The 19,917-nt window shown below is 60.0% G+C and carries 21 protein-coding genes; 14 read left to right on the top strand and 7 right to left on the bottom strand.

The window, feature by feature from the left end; genetic code table 11:
• Nucleotides 1–129: 129 nt before the first annotated feature.
• Entirely contained in the window at nucleotides 130–1,155 is a 1,026-nt protein-coding gene (bioB, locus tag ACQQCD_RS05235) for a biotin synthase BioB (protein ID WP_430267360.1), read from the bottom strand.
• Nucleotides 1,156–1,695: 540 nt separating this feature from the next.
• Here bioB and ACQQCD_RS05240 point away from each other — a divergent pair.
• Complete coding sequence (locus ACQQCD_RS05240) at nucleotides 1,696–2,124, top strand: hypothetical protein (RefSeq protein WP_430267361.1); 429 nt, start codon at nucleotides 1,696–1,698, stop codon at nucleotides 2,122–2,124.
• 185 nt (nucleotides 2,125–2,309) lie between these two features.
• Here ACQQCD_RS05240 and ACQQCD_RS05245 read toward each other — a convergent pair whose 3' ends face one another.
• The 4 genes from ACQQCD_RS05245 to ACQQCD_RS05260 all read right to left on the bottom strand — a co-directional run bounded on the left by ACQQCD_RS05245 (nucleotide 2,310) and on the right by ACQQCD_RS05260 (nucleotide 5,937).
• On the bottom strand, nucleotides 2,310–3,071 hold the full coding sequence (locus tag ACQQCD_RS05245; RefSeq protein ID WP_430267362.1) for a maleylpyruvate isomerase family mycothiol-dependent enzyme: 762 nt from the start codon (nucleotides 3,069–3,071) through the stop codon (nucleotides 2,310–2,312).
• The gene (locus ACQQCD_RS05250; protein ID WP_430267363.1) at nucleotides 3,071–3,901 is read right to left on the bottom strand and encodes a fumarylacetoacetate hydrolase family protein; all 831 of its coding nucleotides are present in this window, start codon (nucleotides 3,899–3,901) and stop codon (nucleotides 3,071–3,073) included. The genes ACQQCD_RS05245 and ACQQCD_RS05250 overlap by 1 nt, the downstream gene beginning before the upstream one ends.
• Nucleotides 3,898–5,031: a cupin domain-containing protein gene (locus ACQQCD_RS05255; RefSeq protein WP_430267364.1), complete on the bottom strand. Its 1,134-nt coding sequence runs from the start codon at nucleotides 5,029–5,031 to the stop codon at nucleotides 3,898–3,900. Before ACQQCD_RS05255 ends, ACQQCD_RS05250 begins: the two co-directional genes overlap by 4 nt.
• A gap of 123 nt (nucleotides 5,032–5,154) precedes the next feature.
• Nucleotides 5,155–5,937: an IclR family transcriptional regulator gene (locus ACQQCD_RS05260; RefSeq protein WP_430267539.1), complete on the bottom strand. Its 783-nt coding sequence runs from the start codon at nucleotides 5,935–5,937 to the stop codon at nucleotides 5,155–5,157.
• Nucleotides 5,938–6,039: 102 nt separating this feature from the next.
• Between ACQQCD_RS05260 and ACQQCD_RS05265 the strand changes: the two genes are divergently transcribed.
• The 4 genes from ACQQCD_RS05265 to ACQQCD_RS05280 all read left to right on the top strand — a co-directional run bounded on the left by ACQQCD_RS05265 (nucleotide 6,040) and on the right by ACQQCD_RS05280 (nucleotide 10,336).
• Nucleotides 6,040–7,377: an MFS transporter gene (locus tag ACQQCD_RS05265; RefSeq protein WP_430267365.1), complete on the top strand. Its 1,338-nt coding sequence runs from the start codon at nucleotides 6,040–6,042 to the stop codon at nucleotides 7,375–7,377.
• Nucleotides 7,370–8,623 (top strand): FAD-dependent oxidoreductase, encoded by a 1,254-nt coding sequence (locus tag ACQQCD_RS05270; RefSeq protein ID WP_430267366.1) that lies wholly within the window; start codon nucleotides 7,370–7,372, stop codon nucleotides 8,621–8,623. The genes ACQQCD_RS05265 and ACQQCD_RS05270 overlap by 8 nt, the downstream gene beginning before the upstream one ends.
• A gap of 63 nt (nucleotides 8,624–8,686) precedes the next feature.
• Complete coding sequence (pyrE, locus tag ACQQCD_RS05275) at nucleotides 8,687–9,259, top strand: orotate phosphoribosyltransferase (RefSeq protein WP_430267367.1); 573 nt, start codon at nucleotides 8,687–8,689, stop codon at nucleotides 9,257–9,259.
• A 6-nt stretch (nucleotides 9,260–9,265) separates the two neighbouring features.
• Entirely contained in the window at nucleotides 9,266–10,336 is a 1,071-nt protein-coding gene (locus tag ACQQCD_RS05280) for an alpha/beta fold hydrolase (protein ID WP_430267368.1), read from the top strand.
• Between the two features lie 7 nt (nucleotides 10,337–10,343).
• Here ACQQCD_RS05280 and ACQQCD_RS05285 read toward each other — a convergent pair whose 3' ends face one another.
• Nucleotides 10,344–11,183 (bottom strand): HAD-IIA family hydrolase, encoded by an 840-nt coding sequence (locus ACQQCD_RS05285; RefSeq protein ID WP_430267369.1) that lies wholly within the window; start codon nucleotides 11,181–11,183, stop codon nucleotides 10,344–10,346.
• A gap of 139 nt (nucleotides 11,184–11,322) precedes the next feature.
• On the opposite strand from ACQQCD_RS05285, the gene ACQQCD_RS05290 reads away from it, so the two are divergent.
• From ACQQCD_RS05290 to ACQQCD_RS05320, 7 genes are all read left to right on the top strand, one after another.
• On the top strand, nucleotides 11,323–12,369 hold the full coding sequence (locus ACQQCD_RS05290; RefSeq protein ID WP_430267370.1) for a hypothetical protein: 1,047 nt from the start codon (nucleotides 11,323–11,325) through the stop codon (nucleotides 12,367–12,369).
• A 51-nt stretch (nucleotides 12,370–12,420) separates the two neighbouring features.
• Complete coding sequence (locus ACQQCD_RS05295) at nucleotides 12,421–13,068, top strand: TrmH family RNA methyltransferase (RefSeq protein ID WP_430267540.1); 648 nt, start codon at nucleotides 12,421–12,423, stop codon at nucleotides 13,066–13,068.
• A 214-nt stretch (nucleotides 13,069–13,282) separates the two neighbouring features.
• Entirely contained in the window at nucleotides 13,283–14,248 is a 966-nt protein-coding gene (locus ACQQCD_RS05300; protein WP_430267371.1) for an endonuclease domain-containing protein, read from the top strand.
• A 122-nt stretch (nucleotides 14,249–14,370) separates the two neighbouring features.
• The gene (locus tag ACQQCD_RS05305; protein ID WP_430267372.1) at nucleotides 14,371–15,633 is read left to right on the top strand and encodes a lipase family protein; all 1,263 of its coding nucleotides are present in this window, start codon (nucleotides 14,371–14,373) and stop codon (nucleotides 15,631–15,633) included.
• A 219-nt stretch (nucleotides 15,634–15,852) separates the two neighbouring features.
• Entirely contained in the window at nucleotides 15,853–16,875 is a 1,023-nt protein-coding gene (gene fbaA, locus ACQQCD_RS05310; RefSeq protein WP_430267373.1) for a class II fructose-bisphosphate aldolase, read from the top strand.
• Nucleotides 16,875–17,297 (top strand): DUF3151 domain-containing protein, encoded by a 423-nt coding sequence (locus tag ACQQCD_RS05315; protein WP_430267374.1) that lies wholly within the window; start codon nucleotides 16,875–16,877, stop codon nucleotides 17,295–17,297. The genes fbaA and ACQQCD_RS05315 overlap by 1 nt, the downstream gene beginning before the upstream one ends.
• An 88-nt stretch (nucleotides 17,298–17,385) precedes the next feature.
• Nucleotides 17,386–18,024 carry a thymidine kinase gene (locus tag ACQQCD_RS05320; protein ID WP_430267375.1) on the top strand — a complete coding sequence of 213 codons (639 nt, stop codon included), beginning with the start codon at nucleotides 17,386–17,388 and terminating at the stop codon, nucleotides 18,022–18,024.
• Here ACQQCD_RS05320 and ACQQCD_RS05325 read toward each other — a convergent pair.
• Nucleotides 18,021–18,656: a uracil-DNA glycosylase gene (locus ACQQCD_RS05325; protein WP_430267376.1), complete on the bottom strand. Its 636-nt coding sequence runs from the start codon at nucleotides 18,654–18,656 to the stop codon at nucleotides 18,021–18,023. The two genes, ACQQCD_RS05320 and ACQQCD_RS05325, sit on opposite strands and share 4 nt — an antisense overlap.
• A 184-nt stretch (nucleotides 18,657–18,840) precedes the next feature.
• Between ACQQCD_RS05325 and ACQQCD_RS05330 the strand changes: the two genes are divergently transcribed.
• Both ACQQCD_RS05330 and ACQQCD_RS05335 read left to right on the top strand, forming a co-directional pair.
• Nucleotides 18,841–19,182 carry a hypothetical protein gene (locus ACQQCD_RS05330; protein ID WP_430267377.1) on the top strand — a complete coding sequence of 114 codons (342 nt, stop codon included), beginning with the start codon at nucleotides 18,841–18,843 and terminating at the stop codon, nucleotides 19,180–19,182.
• 382 nt (nucleotides 19,183–19,564) lie between these two features.
• A complete protein-coding gene (locus ACQQCD_RS05335; protein ID WP_430267378.1) occupies nucleotides 19,565–19,780 on the top strand; it encodes a hypothetical protein in 216 nt (71 codons plus the stop codon).
• Nucleotides 19,781–19,917: the final 137 nt, after the last annotated feature.

Here is a 19,917-nt window from a genome sequence, read left to right on the forward strand (position 1 = left end):
GCGTCAGTAGTTCGACGCAGCGCTGGTGCTCGTCCGACGCGGGGAGGCCGCCGCCGTCGGGGCCCCCGCAGTGTCCGCAGAATGGGCCGTTGCTCGAGCCGGTCGGGCCCCCGGCAGCCGGGACCGTGTTCATAGTGATTTCTGGAATTCCTTGATGGGCATGTTCAGCTCGACCAGCAGGTTCAGGTCCGCGTCGGCGGGCCGGCCCAGGGTGGTCAGGTAGTTCCCGACGATGACGGCGTTGATGCCGCCGAGCAGGCCATCCCTGGTTCCGAGGTCACCGAGGGTCAGTTCGCGGCCGCCGGCGTAGCGGAGCACGGTCCGGGGCATGGCCAGCCGGAACGCAGCAATGGCGCGGAGGGCGTCTTTGCCGTCCATGATCCCCTGGTTTTCCAGGGGAGTCCCGGGGCGGGGGTTCAGGAAGTTCAGCGGGACCTCGTGGGGTTCGAGGGCGGCGAGCTGGGCAGCAAGTTCGGCACGCTGCTCCAGGGATTCGCCCATGCCGATCAGGGCGCCGCAGCAGAGCTCCATGCCGGCGGCCTTGACCATGTTGCAGGTCTCGAGACGCTCCTCGTAGCTGTGCGTGGTGACCACCTCGGAAAAGTAGCTGCGGGCTGTTTCCAGGTTGTGGTTGTAGCGGTGCACCCCCCAGGCGGCGAGCTGGTCCACCTGGTGCTGGGTGAGCATGCCCAGGGAGCAGGCGATGTTGATGTCCACGGCTTCGTTGATGCGGTCGATCGCGAACTTGATCTGGTTCATCAGTTTGATGTCTGGTCCGCGGACGGCGGCGACGATGCAGAATTCGGTGGCGCCGGTTGCCGCCGTTTCCTTTGCTGCCTTGACGAGTTCGGGAATGTCCAGCCACACGCCCCGGACGGGGGAATCGAAGAGCCCCGACTGGCTGCAGAAGTGGCAGTCCTCCGGGCACCCGCCGGTCTTGATGGAGATGATGCCTTCGACCTCGACGTCCGCACCGCAGTGCCTGAGCCGGACCTCGTGGGCCAGCTGCAGCGCCGCCGGAAGGGCTTCATCGGGCAGGCGGAGCACCTCCAGCAGTTGGCCCTGCGTGAGTCCGCGTCCTTCCTCGAGGACCTGCTGGCGGGCGGTTTCGAGAATCCCGTACAGGGTAGGTGCCGGATCTGCCTGAATCGTCATTGATCGTCCTTTGCGCTGCCTGGTTGCTGGTTTGCCGTAGAACTGAGGCTAGTTTCCTGATGAGGACAGGATTTTGTTGGGTATCTACAAGCGGGCGGTTGAGGCTTTGGCCCGGCCCGCACTTCCACGTGACCTGCACCCCGGTCCCTGGTCCCCGCGCCGAAAGCCCTCAGGCTGCGTGAATCGCTCGACTCCAACCCCCTACGGAGACATCGGACGCTGGGCGGCGGCGGGGAGGAAAACGGCCTCGCTGCGCTCGGGCAGTAGAAGCGTTTTTCTTTTCTTTTTTGCTGCTGTCCGTTGGATCCTACGTGCCCGCTCCACCGGCGCAACCGTCCTGCGGACAGCCGCGCACCGGATGCCTTGGGTCGGCGCTGCGCTTATTTCCTCCCACAATCCATCCGCTGCTTGCCCTTCGGGTTGCCCCGGCTCCATCGGGCACAGCTCCGCGATGCTCCGCCAGCAGGCAAAAAACATGGTGGGGGAGAGGGAAGCCGGTACTTTCGGCACCCGCCCCGCCCGAGCGAAACGGAGAGCTTCATGAGCGCAGAAATCATGACCCGCACGGCCACAGCCGATAGCGCCGAACCGGTCACCGCCCCGGCCCTTCCCGCCGACGACCGGGCAGGAGACGGGTACGACTGGATGGACACCCTCGAGGGCACCGCCTGGTCGGTGCTGCCGAACTGGGGCAGCGAGGGCTGGGACGCCGGTTCCTGGCCCTACATCATCTTCGCCGTCGCCCGCATGCGCGACGTGAGCGGGGAACTGTTCGGCTACGGCACCTGCGTCGAAGGCGACAACGCCACACACTGGTTCCGGTCCCAGGAACGGTGCTTCGAAGCCATCACCGCCGAAGTCTTCTTCCACTGGGCCTCCGGCCAGTCCCACGGCCCGGACCACCTCCCCACCACAGCCGCGGAACTCCCGGACCGGGACCGGAAGCCTTACCCCGGCTGGACGGCCTAGAACTCCTGAGGTGTCTCGGCCGCGGACCGGCCGGGACACCCGAACGGCACGCCAACATCCGTTGACAACATCATTGAGATTCCTCCGTGACCTTTCCTTCAAGCTCGAGTGGCGTGATTCGGAGCGAAGAAGTCCGTTGACAATGGACCCCCGCGGCGATGTAATCGGCATGACACTTTGTGGGCTTAGATCCACTTCGGTGCAGCGGGTAATTCGCCCTCTGTCACCCCGAAAGTCGCCCCTTTCTGCTCTATAGTTACGCCAGCGCTACCCCGGCCGGCCGCCCATTGGGTGACGGCGGCTAGGGGGCCGGAGAGCACGGTTGGGTGGCTGGCAGTGGTGTCGCCCACGGTCAAGCCACCGTCCACTTTCACCACGAGTCCAGCGTCAGTCCCGCGGGCGTGCCAAGCCCCAGTAATATCCGCAAGGAGCCTCGCCAGGACCGGCTGGGGGACGTCCCCAAACGTTGCGCCGTTGTCTAGGTCAATGGCATGGATCCACACTTCGCGGGTACGCATCCAAACAGTTTCCGAGGCCGGCACCGTCCGGCCTTGTGCTGTTTTGACCTCATGGCGCCATGCGTCCTCACGAAGATCCCGCCACTCGACGTTTAAGTGGACGGCCGAGTGGTCGAATAGGTGCCTTAGAGCGATCGGAGGCAGAGTGGCGCCGAAGTCAATCTCATGATTCCTCGCCCCAGGGGAGGAGTACATAGCTGTTTCGACCCCGGTGGCTGCCCACTCTATAAGCCGCGCAATAGCCCGCGCGTTGTAGCCCACATGGGCCACAACGTGGCGTCGCGTCCACCCCGGCAATAGCGAGTCGCCGTCGAGGTCTGAATCGGTGAGTTCGTTGAGTTTTCGTGCGAAGAATGCCGTGCCGCGACGGGCTTGGAGAAGCCCGTCCAGCAGCGCCGCATCCGTCGTCTGATCGTGACGGGCAACCATCAAGCTTCCTTGACCACGCGGTTGGTCAGTTGCCCCAGTCCCTCAATGGTGGTGACCAAGACCTGTCCTTCTTGGAGGTAACGCTTGGGGTCCTGGGCATGGCCCACACCGCCGGGGGTTCCGGTAGCGATCACGTCACCCGGGTTCAGCGTGATGATGGTCGAAATATAGGAGACCAGGAATTCCGGCGTGAACACGAGGTCCGAGGTGGGCGTGGACTGTTGAACCTCCCCGTCCACTGCTGAAGTCATCAGCGGGCCGGGCGTGAATTCATCCTGAGTAACCAGCGCAGGACCGAACGGTGTGGAATTTTCCCAGGTCTTGCCCTGAAGCCATTGGATGGTGCGGAACTGGTAGTCACGCATAGAAACGTCATTCAGCACCGCATAGCCTGCAATGTGCTCTGCCGCTTGCCCTTCAGGGATACGGCGCCCGGTTTTCCCAATAACAACAGCCAATTCGGCTTCCCAGTCCACGGTGTCGGATTCTTGCGGCAGCGCCAAATCATCGTTGGGGCCGATCAAAGACTCCTGATATTTGGCAAACAGTGTGGGATGGGCGGGGACTTCCCGGCCCATTTCTTTGATGTGGTTGCGGTAGTTGTGGCCAACGCAAATGATTTTGCCCGGTGAAGGTACGACGGCGGCAAGATCGGCGCCCTCTGCAGGGTACGTTGCGCCGCTAGCCGCCTGGGCGATGGTCGCCCAATGGGCGTCCTTCAGAAGGGCGCCGACGTCGGAGAACCCGTCGATCTGGGTGAGGGTGTCGCCATCCTGGCGTACCGCCGTCGTGCCGGTACCGTTTTCGAGGCGGAGGGTGAGTAGTCTCATGCGTTTTTGCGTCCTTCGGAGTAGCTGCGGTTGAAGTGCAGGCGTTCAAAAATGGGGGCGTCGCTGAAGCGGAACAAATCAAACTCGGTGTCGGCGTGGAGCGACCAAGAAGCCCAAGAAGGAACCACAAAGAGATCGCCCTTAGCCAGGGTGCGGGTTTCGCCGTTCAGAATGACAGAGCCGGAACCCTCAAAAACTTGCCACACGCTCGAACCGACTTCGTGGAGCGGCTCCGTCTGGGCGCCAGCGCGCAAACGGTGGAACTCGGCGCGGATGGTAGGCATAACGTCCCGGCCGGTGGTGGGGTTGGTGTAGCGGACGGCAGCATGACCTTGGGAAACTGTGGCCGGGTGGCCCTCATCTTCAAGGAGTAGTTGTTCTCTTAGTGCGCGGTCCGTGTATTCCCAGCGGTAGGCCGCGATAGGAGAGCTGGTGGTGTCCTCGAGCCCGGAGAGCGGACGAAGTCCAGGGTGTGCCCAGAGGCGTTCGGAGCGGGAGATGTCGGGCGTGGCCTCGTCAGTGACACGTTCAGTGCCAAATTCGAAGAACCCTGCATCCGCGTAGTGAACGAACGGAATGTCTAGACCGTCGATCCATGCCATGGGTTCGTCAGTGTCATTGTGGTGGCCGTGAAAATTCCAGCCCGGCGTCAGTAAAAAGTCACCACGAGACATACGAACCGGATCGCCATTAACCACTGTCCACACGCCTTCACCCTCAACGACAAAACGGAAAGCGTTCTGTGAATGGCGGTGTTCGGGGGCGGTCTCACGGCCACCGAGGTACTGGATTGCGGCCCAGAGGGTAGGGGTTGCGTAGGGTGTGCCGCCCAGGCCGGGGTTGGCTAGGGCAATAGCGCGGCGCTCACCGCCGCGGCCAACGGGAACCAAATCGCCGGCACGGGCGGCAAGCGGATAGAGGTCGCTCCACCGCCATACGTGAGCCTCGGCCTTAGGGGATGGAACCATCGGCATCAAGTCGGCAATCTCGGTCCACAGTGGGATCAGATTTTCTTTCTCAAAATCCCGGTAAAGCTCCTCCAACGCAGCGGCCTCTTCAGGCGTTGGCTCAGGCGCAGCGTGTTCCGCCGCTACTGATTCGTGGGTCGTGTTCTCGGCGCTGATGGACACGGAAACCTCCTAGAGGGGTGAAGAACTCTTGTTGTGTAGTTCGACCCTACGGAGGACCATATGTGATCTCCACCATATTCTGTCAAGCAGAATTTTCTCGAGTTATTTCACTGATTTCGGAACCTATTCCGGCCCTGCCGGGTTGGCGGCGATGTCGATCTCCAGCTGGCGGCACGTTTCCCGGAGGGCGGTGACCAGTCCGTCGTCGAACAAGCGCCGGAACCTTGTTGCGGGCGTGGCCACACTGAGCGCCCCAACGGCGTTCCCATGCCTATTGTGTAAGACTGCGCCCATGGCGCTGACGCCTTCCTCAGTGCCCTCGAAGTTCGCAGCGAAGCCGTTGTCTCGAATGGTTTCCAGTTCACGCAAAAATGCTGGATATTCGGCGTCGGAAATGTTGTCTCCACCAATCTCGGCGTTGTTGCTTCGAAAGAGTTGCTCGAGCATGGCGGGCTCCAACTCGGCGAGCAACGCCTTGCCGCCTGACGTTTTATTGGCTGGCAGCACAACGCCTTGACGGTCGCCAATCCGCAGCACGTTACCGCCTTCGACGGTCGACAGGAACCGCACTTTGGTACCAACGCGGACCATCAGATTCACCGTTTCGTTGAGTCGCGCTGACAAGAGCTCCATGTGTGGCTGGGCGACACTGCGGAGCAGTCGAGTCCACGCGAGGCCGGCCGGCCCTATGCCCATGGCTGGACCTGGAACGTAGCGCCGATGTTCGTCTTGTACGGCAAATCCCCGGTAGATAAGCATCGCTAATAGCCGGTGGGCCGTAGAGGGTGCGACGCCGAGCTCCGTGGCGGCATCCTTGAGACGCAGCGCGCCACCGTCGCGCAGTAACTGCAGCAACTGCAAAGCGTTGTCCACGGCGTCGATGGAGTAAGTGGGCCGCTTCTGCATCGGCTTCCGCAGAGAGGTTGGTGGCGGCGAGATCGAGTCGAATTTATTCTGCACATCAGAATTGTATTGCAGATCACGTTGCTCCACCACGACAGTAGTGGCATGAATCACATGCAACCTGCTGCAGCGTCGCAGCAGTCTCCACTGCCAAAGCGCAGCCGTGCCGCCGGTGACGAACCCGCCGCACAAAGTTTCTCCAAAGCGTCCGCCATGGCCGTCCTAGTTTGTTGGCTTTTGGTGGTTTTTGATGGATACGACCTCATTGTCTACGGGACAGTCCAGTCGTCCCTTATCAACGGAACAGGATGGGGCCTGACCAAGGCGACCGCTGGAACCGTTGGATCGATGGCGTTCCTTGGCATGATGATCGGTGCAGTATTCGCTGGCCGTATGTCAGATACCTGGGGCCGCCGGCGCACCATCATCGGTTGTGCCATAGTCTTTTCCGTCTTCACTATTCTGTGCGCACTCTCACCTAATGCGATCGTGTTTGGTGGGCTGCGTCTGCTTGCTGGTATTGGCCTTGGCGGGCTGGTTCCCTCGGCCAACGCACTCGTGGCTGAGCTGGTGCCGGCGAAGTGGCGGTCCACTATTGCAACGCTTATGATGTCGGGTGTTCCGATTGGTGGTTCCTTGGCGGCGGTGGTGGGTATTCCGCTGATTCCAGCTTTTGGCTGGCAAGCCATGTTCTTGGTGGCAGTTCTTGCCTTGATGATTGTTATCCCGTTGGGCTTGCGCTATTTGCCTGAAACGTTGGGGCAGCGCGGGAACGGTGTGCACCAAGGCGATGCTGTTTCTTTAGGCGGCGAACCGCGTCAGCGTCCCGGCTTTGGCGCCTTGCTCAGGGCACCGTTTCTGGGGCTCAGTGTGCTTTACGCCGTTGCTACGTTAGCCACTCTCTTTGCTTGGTACGGGCTTGGAACGTGGCTGCCTAACCTGATGCAGCTTGCTGGCTATAACCTCGGTTCGGCTCTTACCTTTGCGCTTGCGCTGAACTTGGGTGCAGTAGCTGGCTCGGTAATTACGGCATGGGCAGGGACCCGCTTTGGACCCATCCCGACGGCTATCGCGGCCGCGGGCGTCGCAGCAGTGGCTCTCGTAGTGCTTGTGTCCGGGCCTTCGGTCGGCGTCGTTTATCTGATGCTCGTGTTGGCAGGCGTCGGAACGCATGGCACACAGTGCCTGATTATTGCGGCAGTTGCTAACCACTACCCGGCGCATTTGCGCGGGACAGCTCTTGGTTGGGCACTCGGCGTCGGGCGCATTGGCGCCGTAGTCGCTCCCCAGGTAGGTGGCCTATTGCTGGCTGCCGGGCTGGGCGTCAACTCAAACTTCTTGGCTTTTGCAGGCGCGGCGGCCGTTGCTGCAGTGCTCCTGGGGGCCATTTCCCTCAAGAACAAATCCACACTCAAAGTCTCTCAAGGAGTCAGCCATGTCTGATGTGAAATCCACTACTGATGTTCTAGTAATTGGCGGAGGAATGGCCGGTTTGGCTGGCGCGCTCGCTCTGCGTGAGAGCGGTGCGAATGTCACCTTGGTTGAACGTGCACCGGAGTTTGGCGAAGTAGGAGCGGGTCTGCAGATGGCGCCCAACGCTTCACGGGTACTCAAGCGTTGGGGCTTGCTGGAGAAGGCGCTTGAGATTGGTGTTCAGCCTAAGCATCTGGTCTTCCGCGACGCCATCACGGGCGAGGAGCTAACTCGGCAGACCCTCGGCGGTGAGTTCGAAGAGCGTTATGGTGCGCCCTATGTGGTGATTCACCGTAGCGACCTCCACCGAGTCTTGTTGGAGGGTTGCCAAGCCGCAGGCGTCACGCTCGTCAACGATGTAACAGTCCAGAGCGTTGAGACGATCAATGGGCGCGGGATTGCGCACACTGTTGCGGGCGTGGATTATGAGGCGGACGTTGTCATTGGTGCGGATGGTTTGAAGTCCACCTTGCGGCCTCTAGTCGCTAACGATGAGCCCGTCTCTTCGGCTTATGTGGCTTACCGTGGCACGGTTCCGATCACGGAGGAAACACCTCAAGCAGATCTTGAAGACGTCATCGTCTATCTTGGGCCGAACTGCCACTTGGTGCAGTACCCGCTTCGGAAGGGCGAGCTGCTGAATACTGTTGCAGTATTCAAATCTCCCTCGTTTGAACGTGGTGAAGAACAGTACGGCGGTGTAGATGAGCTGGAGGCGGCCTACAAGGATTGTGTTCCCGCTGTGCAAGAGGCCTTGAAAAACCTGGGTACCGCGATGCGCTGGCCGATGTATGACCGTGACCCGATCCAAAACTGGGTTGCTGGCCGGATGGTGTTGATGGGCGACGCCGCCCACCCCATGTTGCAGTACCTTGCGCAAGGAGCCTGCCAAGCGCTGGAAGATGCCGCAGTTCTGCAAGATGTCTGTGAAGGAACGGTTTTTACTGACGACGGCGCCAACCCTGAGGCTTGGGACGCGGCGATGCGGGAATTCAACTCGCTCCGCGCCGAGCGGACTGCTCGGGTTCAACGTACGGCTCGCGTCTGGGGTGAGTCTTGGCACGTGTCCGGACTGGCACGTACGCTCCGCAACTTGTTGTTCAAGAGCCGCGCCGACGGCAATTTCCAGTACAACGATTGGTTGTACGGCCAAGATAACGACGGCGTGCCGGCCCGCTCCACTGCGCGGTCGCTCGCGTCCGCGCAGGTTGTCTAAGGGTCAGCTGTTTCAGGGCGCGGGTAACGCAGTGGCGTGGAAGTCTTACGTAGAATAGGAACCATGACTTCCACGGTTGACACTGCAACTGCCCGCGCTCGCCTGCTTGAGCTCATCAAGGAATTGGCGGTGGTGCGTGGCAAGGTGATCCTGTCCAGTGGTGCCGAGGCTGATTACTACATTGATCTGCGCCGCATCACCTTGCACCACGAGGCATCCAAGTTGGTGGGCCAGGTGATGCTGGAGCTCATTGATGCTGCGGGAATCGAATATGAGTGCGCCGGCGGTCTGACCATGGGTGCCGATCCTGTGGGCACCGCCGTCATGCATGCTGCTGTGGATGCGGGCCGGCCCGTAGATGCGTTTGTGGTGCGCAAGGCGCAGAAGTCTTACGGTATGGGCCGTCAGGTTGAAGGCCCCTCGGTTGAGGGCCGCAATGTGGTGGTTCTTGAGGACACATCCACCACAGGCGGCTCCGCGCTGACTGCTGTTGAGGGTGTGCGTAAGGCCGGCGGAAACGTGGTTGCAGTGGCAGTGATTGTGGACCGCGACACTGGCGCCAAGGAAAAAATTGAGGCCGAAACCGGTGTCCCGTACCTCTTCGCTTTTGGCAAGGACGAGCTGGGTCTGAACTAGGTTCCCTTGCCTGAAACCTCCGCGGGGGAGGAGATGAACCGGGGTCAGAACACTACGACGGCGGAGTGGGCCAGCGCGCTTAAAACCGCCACCGGGATGCACCGGTTTTCTCGGCGTGCCTTTGTGATTGGCGCCGGTTCAGCGTCCATATTGGCCGCGGACATGGCCTTCACTCGTGCCGTGGCGGAGCAGCGACGACGGACCCAAATTTTGACCGTGAAGGACAGCTACGCGGAAGCGTATTTCCCGGATGCTGCGTGGATTCTTTTTCCCGGGTTCAAAACGGGTTGGGAGGAATCTCAGGTCATCCTCTTGGCCCTGCGTGATGCTTTGAACCAGCGAGGCCAGCTGGCCGCCGTCGGATACTCAAATTTGGGTTTGCGCGTTGAAGACGTGGTGGCCGCTGTCCTAGATTTTGTGCAGAGTCGCCGGCTGAAAACCCTGTACTTTTATGGCCACAGTTTTGGTGGGATGTTAGCTACCCAAGTGGCGGCGATCCTCCGCAGGCTCTACAACATTCGGGTGCGGCTGATTCTTTTGGATTCGAGCCCTGCGAGCCGTCAAGACGTCTTGGACGGTAGTTGGTTTGACGATGTGGTGTTCCTGTATGAACGCGGTGTGCGGGTTCCGAGCCTGCTGCGTGGAGGCTATGAACTTGGTGAGCGGGTGGCCAACAAGAACGAGCGTAGTTGGAAGCAAGTCTTTGAGCAGTCCATGGCTGAGCTTTCACCGTTGGCGCCGTCGAGTCTTTTGGTTCAAACCGAATCGGCGTACATCTATCACTTTGAAATCGCCGACTATCACGGGCTGATCAGCGACACCAAGATGATCTACATCGGGAGTCCGGCCGACCGAACGGTTGACTATTTTTCAGCACGGGAGCGTTGGCGCAGTAACTACAGGTCCAATATGGTCTCGGCGGATCAGCAGACTAGGGGCGCAGCCCCGGCACACGCGAGCCCGCAGTGGAGTGCACTCGTGTACCGCCCGCTCATCACAGAGCTGCTGGACAAGTATGACCCGCTGCCCTCGATGGAGCGGAATATTGACCCCCGCGATTGGCCTACCCAGCGTTAACCAGTAGCTAAATCTGCTTCATCAGATCGGCCACGGAGTTCAGGACCTGGTTGGGCCGGAACGGGTAGGCTGCGATGTCCTCAGGCTGGGTGATGCCGCTGAGAACCAACACGGTGTGCAGTCCAGCTTCCATGCCAGCGATGATGTCCGTGTCCATGCGGTCACCGATCATGGCCGTGGTCTCCGAGTGTGCATCGATCTGGTTCATGGCTGAGCGAAACATCATGGGGTTCGGTTTGCCCACCACGTAAGGTTCGCGCTCGGTGGCCTTGGTGATCATTGCGGCAATCGCGCCAGTTGCCGGCATGGGGCCGTCCTTGGACGGGCCTGTGGCGTCGGGATTGGTGGAGATAAACCGGGCGCCGTCCAGAATCAACCGGATCGCGGTAGTGATCGCTTCAAAAGAGTAAGTGCGAGTTTCGCCGAGCACCACAAAGTCTGGGTTTTGGTCGGTGAGGATAAAACCGGCCTCGTGGAGCGCCGTCGTAAGTCCTGCCTCACCAATGGTGTAGGCGCGGTTTCCGCTGCCTGAACCGCTCACCTGCTCCTTCAAAAACTGGGCAGTGGCCAGTGCGGAGGTCCAGATGTTCTCTTCTGGCACTTCCAAGCCGGAGGAGCGCAAACGAGCGGCAAGATCACGCGGGGTGTAAATGGAGTTGTTGGTCAGCACCAAAAAGCGCTTCGACGTATCAACCCAGCGCTGAATGAGTTCCGCTGCTCCAGGGATGGCGTGGTTTTCGTGAACCAGCACACCGTCCATATCCGTAAGCCAGCATTCGATTTCTTGGCCACTACGGTACTTGCTGGTCTGGAAAGTGGGGTTCGAGTCGGAGCTGTTCTCAGTCATGCTTACAGTCTTTCATTCTTCGGCGATGGATACAGCTACCCATCGAATTTTGACTCAAGCCGCGAGACCCTGTTTTAGGCTGAGGGAGGCAACTTGGCTGCGAATCCGCGCCGAGCGTCACAATCCAGGGGGAATCCACGTGAGCAACAATTTTGGCCCGCCGCCACCGCCAAACCAACAGCCCGTGCCGTACGACGGCGGGACACCGCCTCAGCCGGTAATGCCGCCTTATGGAGCAGCGCCGCCTTTTAGCGCTCACCCGGATGACGCAGCAGATCAGACAGTGCTGCGTTACCAACCCGAACCGGTGAACCAAGGTGTTCCGGAAGCGGTCTCGCCGCGAACTAGGAGCGGCAAAAACCTCGCGATCATTCTTGGAAGCGCCACGGCCGTGCTGGCACTAGTCATCGTGGCCATTTTTGTGTGGGTAGTGCCGGCGGTGAACGCTCTGTACACGCCAGCACCGGCCAAAACAGTGCCGGTTGCCGAGTCTCCTGCGCCAACCACCACTGCCGCAACCACCAGCGCCACCCCGGAAGCGCAGCCCTCCTCAATCCCGGCCGGGGCAACACCACTTCCGGCGGTTTGGGCCGCTTTGGCTGGCCCTAGCAACGTTCCTGCCGACGGCGACCCCAAGTTTGGAAAGTTTGTCACCGGGGAATCCTCCTTCCAGTATTTGAAAGAGTGGAGCAACGATTCGACCTTTGGTGTGAGCCGGGATCCTCTAACAGGAACCGCCATGCAGCAGCAGGCCTACGGTACGGAAACTAAGGACGCTGACGGCATTTCCACGGCTTTCGCGTTCTTCGCTGAGTCCCAGGAAGGCAAGCACACCGCCGAGGTACCCAAAGTTCAGGCGGCTCTGAAGCAGTTGGAAGCCAAACTTGTTGCGCTCCCAGCCGCTGATCTGCCCAAGACCTTGGTGGGCCACAAATGTGCCAGCGACTTCCGTTCATCCAAGCCTCAACTGCGCGAGTTCCGCCGGGGCATCGGAGTTGTGGTGATGTTCGAATGCAAAACGGGTGCTGGGGACCAGATCCAGGGTGTGAACATTTTTGCCATCACACCCTGGGGGACTCCACAACGTGTGGGCGTTTCAGGGCATAAAGACTATTGGGATGCCCACCCGGGCCTGATGCAGCAATTGGGCAACAGCTACCGCATCAACAAGTGGAAGCAAGGCTAATGTTGAGGGGTGAATGAGTACCCAGAATCCCCGGCCCCCGCTGTCGAACCAATAACAGCGGATTCAACTTCAGAGCACCAAATCCCCGCTCATCAGGTTGGTCTTGGCCCGTGGGAGGGTGAATGGCCGGAAGGTGATCACTGGGATCACGAGCTGCTGGCCAATGGGGACCGCCGGAATGTGGTGGACAAGTACCGTTACTGGTTGCACGAGTCGATCGTTGCTGACTTGGACCAGCACCGTCACAATTTTCATGTGGCCATTGAAAACTGGCAGCACGATCTGAACATTGGCACGGTGGTGCGCACTGCTAACGCTTTTTTGGCCAAAGAAGTACACATTATTGGACGACGCCGGTGGAACCGCCGCGGCGCCATGGTCACCGACCGCTACCAGCATGTTCGTCATCACGCCACGGTTGAAGAGTTTGTTGAGTGGGCACACGGCGAAGGCTTGGCCGTGATTGGCATCGACATTTTTCCGGACTCGGTGCCGTTGGAAACGTACACTTTGCCTCGGGATTGTGTACTGGTCTTTGGCCAAGAGGGCCCTGGTCTGAGCCCGGAAGTTCACGCAGCCGCGGAGGCAACGCTCTCCATTGAGCAGTTTGGTTCTACCCGCTCCATCAATGCAGCCTCGGCCGCGGCCATTGCGATGCACGCCTGGATCCGCCAACACCACTTCGGTCAGAGTATCTAACCCCCCGACCTGTTTCCTCCCGCCCTGTTTCCTCCCGCCCTCGCACCTTCTCCCGCTCCCGTTCTCGAGCGTGCCTGTTTTCTCCCGCCGAGTTGGCACTTCGCGCGGGTGTTTCGCGGAAACATGCGCGCTAAGTGCCAACTCGGCAGGGGAGGAACGCCTCAAGCTGTGGATAACTCTGCGGCGGTGGGCCGAATTGGGCAAGAATTGGCCCATGCGCAAGTCCCAACTTCCCGAACACCTCCAAGGCGTGTCCTTTGCCTTGCGGGCCTCGGACAAGTCGGGCGTGAGTCGCGGCCGAACTCGAGCGAAGGACCTTATGGTGGTCTCGCGCGGAATTCGGCTCCCGACGCAGACGCAGCCCCGTGGTGCAGCAGCCGTTCGTGCCTACACCGAGCTGGACGAGTCCTCAATCCTCAGCCATGTATCAGCTGCTCGTCTCTGGGAAATGCCCCTACCGGCGAGTTTGAGCGGAGATTGGCGCCTCCATATTGCCCGCAGGGCGGTGCACTCTGTTCCGCGCCGAGCCAACACCGTCGGCCACCTTTTAACGCTCGCGGCAGGTGAAGATACAGAGGTCGACGGCGTCCGCCTCACCTCTGCGCCGCGAACCTGGCTGGACATGGCGTCGACGCAAACCACCATGGAAGACCTTGTTGTCATGGGAGATCACTTGGTGTGCAGCCATGGCCCTGAGTTCCCGGCTCCACGTGAGGCGGTGTGTTCTATAGATGACCTTCGGCAGGTTGTGGACGCGCATCCGGGAGCACGTGGAATTCGCAAAGCGCGCGAGGCCCTGAATCTGGTCCGAGTGGGGGCCGACTCCGCTCCTGAGAGCCGGATGCGACTTGCTTTGGTTCAGGCTGGTTTGCCGGAACCGGCTCTAAACCTGGTGGTGTTTGACGATTTTGGCAGGCCGATTGTTTGGCCGGACGCGGCATATCTGGAGCATCGGGTTGCTCTTCAGTACGACGGCGGGCATCACGGTGACGAGGTGCAGTACCTGCGCGACATCCGCAGGGCAGAAGCGTCCGCCGCGCACGGCTGGCTTGAGGTTCGCGTCTCGCAACATGACCTCACGGGTGAGCGGCCCGGCGTCGTACTTAAAGTGCGGCGGGCGCTCGAATCCCGTGCCGAGTTGGCACTTCGCGCGGGTGTTTCGCTCAAACATGCACGCTAAGTGCCAACTCGGCGGGAGGGGAGAGGTGGGAGGCGGGAGGGGCAGACAGAAGTGGTTACTCTCCGGTAACTTGTGACGTGTAACACGCTCAATGATGAGCCTGTACGTCCCTTGGAGGTTCAATGAAGCACCCTTCCACTCGCATCGGCGCAGCCGCTGTACTCATCGCAGCCCTCAGCCTCACGGCCGTTGGCGCGGCCAACGCAACTACCGTTTCCAGCGCGGAGTCCAGCACCGCGGTTGTAGATTCCACGACAACGGATTTCTACTCAACCCCCAGCGTGCTGCCTGCCAACAATGGGGACATTATTCGGACGCAACCATCCGTCTTCTATCTTGACCCGCTCAAAACCATCAAGGCCCAAGCCTCGGTCACCCGCATTATGTACCGAAGCACAGGCAGTCACGGCGAAGCCACTGCTGTCACCGGAACCGTTTTGGTTCCAACGGCCGCATGGCTGGGCAAAGGCCCCCGCCCGCTGGTGAGCTACGCGGCAGGAACCCAAGGACTCAACGATTCATGCGCCCCGTCGCGGCAAATGGCGGTGGGTGGAGAGTATGAAGGAACGTTCATCGCCGGCCTCCTGACGCGCGGATACAGCGTTGTTGTCACCGATTATCAGGGCCTTGGAACCGATGGAATGCACAACTACATGTCCCGCGCGTCACAGGGGCACGCAGTTTTGGATGCTGCGCGCGCGGCCAAACGCTTAGGCAGTGCGAACATTCTTCCCACGGCGCCCGTGGCGATCGCTGGATATTCGCAAGGTGGTGGTGCCTCAGCCTCAGCAGCTGAACTCGCCCCCGAGTACGCTCCAGAAATTAACCTGAAAGGCGCCTACGCCGGTGCCGTGCCAGCAGAGTTGAGTGCTGTAGCAAAGAACCTCGACGGCGGCGCTTACGGAGCGTTTTTGGGTTACGCACTGATTGGGCTCAGCGCCGACTACGGGGTGAATTTCAACAATTACCTCAACCAAGCGGGCAAGGACCGGATGGCAGCCATCGCCACCCAGTGCACCATCGCTGCTGTGGCAAACAATGCCTTTATGAACACAGCCACCATGACGGTTAGTGGGCAAAAGGTCAGCAGCCTGGTGGGGCAAGCGGAATTCAGCAGCATCATCACCGAACAAACTATTGGCAACCGGCGTGTGCCGCGTGTGCCAGTGTTGCTCTCGCACAGCGTGTTGGATGACGTGATCCCGTACAAGGTAGGTGTTGATCTTGCCAAGCGGTGGTGTGCTCAAGGGGCCAACTTGTACTTCGACACCACCGGAGGCCCGACTCACATCGGTGGCTACGTGGCGGCCGCCCCAGCAGCGTTTGCCTTCCTTGAGCAGCGCTTCGCGGGAACCCCGACCGTGAGTAACTGCTGGTTGTACTAGCGGCGACTGTACCTCTCACCCCTGATCGAGTTGGCACTTCACGCCCATCCCAAGCGGGAACGTGGGCGTGAGGTACCAACTCGGCGGAAGGAGGGGGCGTCCAAATGACGGTAACTTTCCGGTGATGTCCGCGGAAATGGCTAGGATGGGTTCTAACCGCACAGGTCTACTCCGCAAGGTCCTCTGGACCTGCTTCGCGAACATTCACAAGGAGTCAGTATGCCCATCGCAACACCGGAAATTTATGCAGAGATGATTGACCGCGCAAAGGCGGGCGGATTCGCTCTCCCGGCCGTGAACGTGACATCTTCTCAGACCCTCAACGCCACCCTGCGTGGTTTTGCCGAAGCCGAATCTGACGGCATCATCCAGGTTTCCACCGGCGGTGGCGCCTACTGGTCCGGTGCGTCTACCAAGGACATGGTTGCCGGTTCTTTGGGCTTCGCTGCTTTCGCTCGCGAAGTTGCTAAGAACTACAACGTCAACGTTGCGCTGCACACTGACCACTGCCCCAAGGACAAGCTGGACGGATTCGTTCTGCCCCTGCTCGCTGCCTCGGAAGAAGCAGTGAAGGCCGGCAAGGACCCCATCTTCAACTCTCACATGTGGGACGGTTCCGCTGAGACTTTGCAGGAGAACCTGCGCATTGGCCGCGAACTCCTGGAGCGCGCTGCTGCTGCCAAGATCATCCTCGAAGTTGAGATTGGTGCTGTTGGTGGCGAGGAAGATGGTGTGGAGAACGCCATCAATGACAAGCTTTACTCCACCGTCGAGGACGCCCTGGCAACTGTTGAAGCACTGGGTTCAGGTGAATTTGGCCGTTACATCACTGCTCTGACCTTCGGCAACGTCCACGGTGTGTACAAGCCCGGTGGCGTGAAGCTGCGCCCGGAGATCCTCAAGGACATCCAGGACCAGATTGGTGCCAAGCTTGGCAAGGATCGCCCCTTTGACCTCGTGTTCCACGGTGGTTCGGGCTCCTCGGAGAAGGAGATCGCTGATGCTGTTTCCTACGGTGTTATCAAGATGAACATCGACACTGACACCCAATACGCCTACACCCGCCCAGTAGTGGATCACATGCTCCGCAACTACGACGGCGTGCTCAAGGTAGACGGCGAAGTCGGCAACAAGAAGCTTTACGATCCCCGCGTTTGGGGCGCTTCGGCTGAGGCTGGCTTGGCTGCACGTGTGGTGGAAGCTGCTGCGCAGCTGGGCTCCACGGGCAAGACCTTCTCCTAATGTCTGACGAATTCCGTAAGCAGCTGATTGGTCCTGAACCCACCCTTCTGCCGGCTGAATCAGAGATCTACCAGCACCTAGCCTTGGGCCAGGAAGCTGTGGATCTGGTGGCTCAGTACCCTACGTCTTCGCTGCTCTGGGCCATTTTGGCTGAGGAAGCATGGGCTGAAGGGCGGACGGTGGATTCTTACGCGTACTCGCGTGTGGGGTACCACCGTGGGCTGGATTCCTTGCGCCGCAATGGTTGGCGTGGAGTGGGTCCGGTTCCGTGGTCACACGAGCCGAACCGCGGCTTCCTGCGCGCACTCTACGCGCTAGGCCGTGCCGCGGCAGCCATTGGCGAAGCTGAGGAACCGGAGCGTATTGAGAAGTTCCTCAACGATTCGGACCCGGCAGCGAAAGCAGCCATCGAGGCGCACTAAGTGATTTAATAACGACGGCGGTACTGGCCCCCAAAGGCCGGGCCGCCGTCGTTATTTCACGAGTTTTTATGGCTGCGAAAGGTTCCTTTTGGCCAAGCTTTATTTCCGTTACGGTGCCATGAACTCCGGCAAGTCCACGGGTTTGCTGCAAGCGGCGTTCAACTATGAAGAGCGCGGCCAGCGCGTCTTGCTCGCCAAGCCCGGAGTGGACACCAAGGGCGAGGACCAGATTGTGTCCCGTCTGGGTGTGACCCGGACAGTGGATTTTGTGATCCCTCAGGGCGCGGATGTGCGGGAACTGTTTGCGGCGAAGGCTGCTGGCGATGATCCGGATGCACTGCTTGAACACGTTGATGCTCCGCGCGTGGCTTGCCTGCTGGTGGATGAGGCTCAATTTTTGGATCCGGAACAAGTGGATGATCTGTTCCGAATTGCCGTGCTGGACGGCGTGCCGGTGTTGGCGTACGGAATCCGCTCAGATTTTTTGACTCGCGCGTTCCCTGGTTCGGCCCGGCTGATGGAAGTTTCGCACTCCCTTGAGGAGCTGAAAACCATCTGCCGCTGTGGCCGGAAGGCGGTATTTAATACGCGCCGGGTGGGGGACCGTTTTGTGTTCGACGGCGATCAGGTCGCCATTGATGGGGCGGAAGTTCGGTACGAGTCGCTGTGCGGGTCCTGTTACTTGCGCGAATCAGGCGGCAAGCTAGGACCCGCCAAAAACGACTAGCGAGTAACGGGGTTCAGTCCCGTGCGGGCCATGGCGTCGGCGTAAACGGAACGCATTTCTTCGAGATACTGCTCCTGACGAGCGGGGGTACCAGCGAAGGAGCGGCCACCCAAAGCACGGACCTTGTATGTTTTCAGGCCGCGGCGCCAGATGAGCTGGTTCTCGGTTTTGAGTAACAAGCCAGCCAGGCGGTTGGCTTCGGTGCCGTGAGCCACAATGACGGAGGCTCGGGGGATCAGGACCAGCAAACGCAGGAGCGGTTTGAGGCCGGCCTGGATTTGTTCGGGAGTGAGCTTGCTCTGAGGTTCGCCCGGTGTAAACCACGGGTGTACGTTCCACGGCATCACGAATTCGGGGCGCAAACCAAGCTGCCACTGCAACCCCAACATGCGGGCCACTGCGGCGTCGTCGCCGGGGGTGATGAACCCACCATCCGGGGTTTCACCGGTGCTGGAGAAAAGGCTGACAATTCGGCACTCATTGACATCGTGAATCGGGTCCACGTAGGACACTTCACTGCCGGGCTTTAGCTCGCGCAAGGAATCGGCGAGCTCGTTGACAACAGCTACATTGGGTTCGTAACGACGGTTCATTAGCTGCTCACGAATGGAGTCAAGGGCCTGGGCTGTCATATTAAGGTAGTGCCTCCAGAGGGGAAATTGGGGCACGAACGAGCTGCCAGATGGCAGGTCCCGGTCCGGGCCCCTGCCTGATCGATCACTCCAGTCTACCAACGCAAAAGGACGCCACGCCCGGGAATGCCGTGAACTCCGCTCTTGAGTGCGGAGATTCACACGATGGAGGATGATTCTTCCCATGGAAAAGAGAGAACCTTCCGCCGCTGCGCTTGAAGCATTTGACGCGATAGTTACCGAGTTAGCGGCCTCGGGGGCGGTTCTGGGCAACACCTTCGGGGCCAAGGCGATCATGCTAAACAAGAAAGCCACCGCATGCCTGAATGGCGATGCAATGTCTTTCAAATTGGGTAGGGATTCGGCCGAACATGCCTCCGCGCTGGCTTTGGAGGGGGCTTTACTGTTTGACCCCTCGGGAATGGGGCGGCCCTTTAAGGACTGGGTTGAGGTTCCGCTGGCGCACAGTGAGCAGTGGGGTGAGCTGGCTCAGTCCGCGATTGAGTTCGCCGCCGGGGCTGCCTAGCTGAGGGCTCCTGCCGGGCACTCGTCGATGCCTTTACTCCGGAGGGCTATAAGAGACGTGGCCTGGACCATCGTTGTACCGGTATCCAACCGAGAAACGAGTATAAATAACCCCGTTCACGAACTGGTCCCGGATCTCTTCGGCAAAATCAGACGCCTCAACCTGGGTTGCGAACGCTCCAAGGACAGTATTGTGCGGTGAATCGTCCTGCAACACAATCCATACACCGCCCACTGCCGCCGGCCTCTCGGTAGTTTTTCGCCTTCTCCACAGCGACATTAATTCTCCTCGGTCTTCATTCCAAAATCTGTAAAAGGCCCAGCCAAATCCGGACAACCCGCTCTATAAGTCCGCGCTTGCAAACGGTCCCGACGGCGTTACGTTGCCACAAGCCATCATTCACCTTGCCAGTTCCTTGCGAAACACCGGCGAGCCAGCTGCCGCCGTCGAACTTTTGGAAAAACACCCCAGCAATACCGTCGCGGAGAAAGCGGTCAAAAAAGTAAACAGTGGGCATCCGGAAGCGTTGCACTACCTTGTAGCGCCGTCGGAGTTTCATCTGGCCCATCGCCATCAGATCCGCGATTCCTGCAAGTAGACGGCATCTGGCGTGTGGAACGACTTTTTGATGCGAGCTTCAGGAATCATTGAACAGCATGCTCTTGGGCTCTTGGGCTCTTGGGCTCTTGGGCTCTTGGGCGGTTGGACGGTTGGACGAAAGATGGACTGTTTCGG

This window comes from Pseudarthrobacter sp. J1763 (genome assembly GCF_050490295.1).
GTDB lineage: Bacteria > Actinomycetota > Actinomycetes > Actinomycetales > Micrococcaceae > JBNPEO01.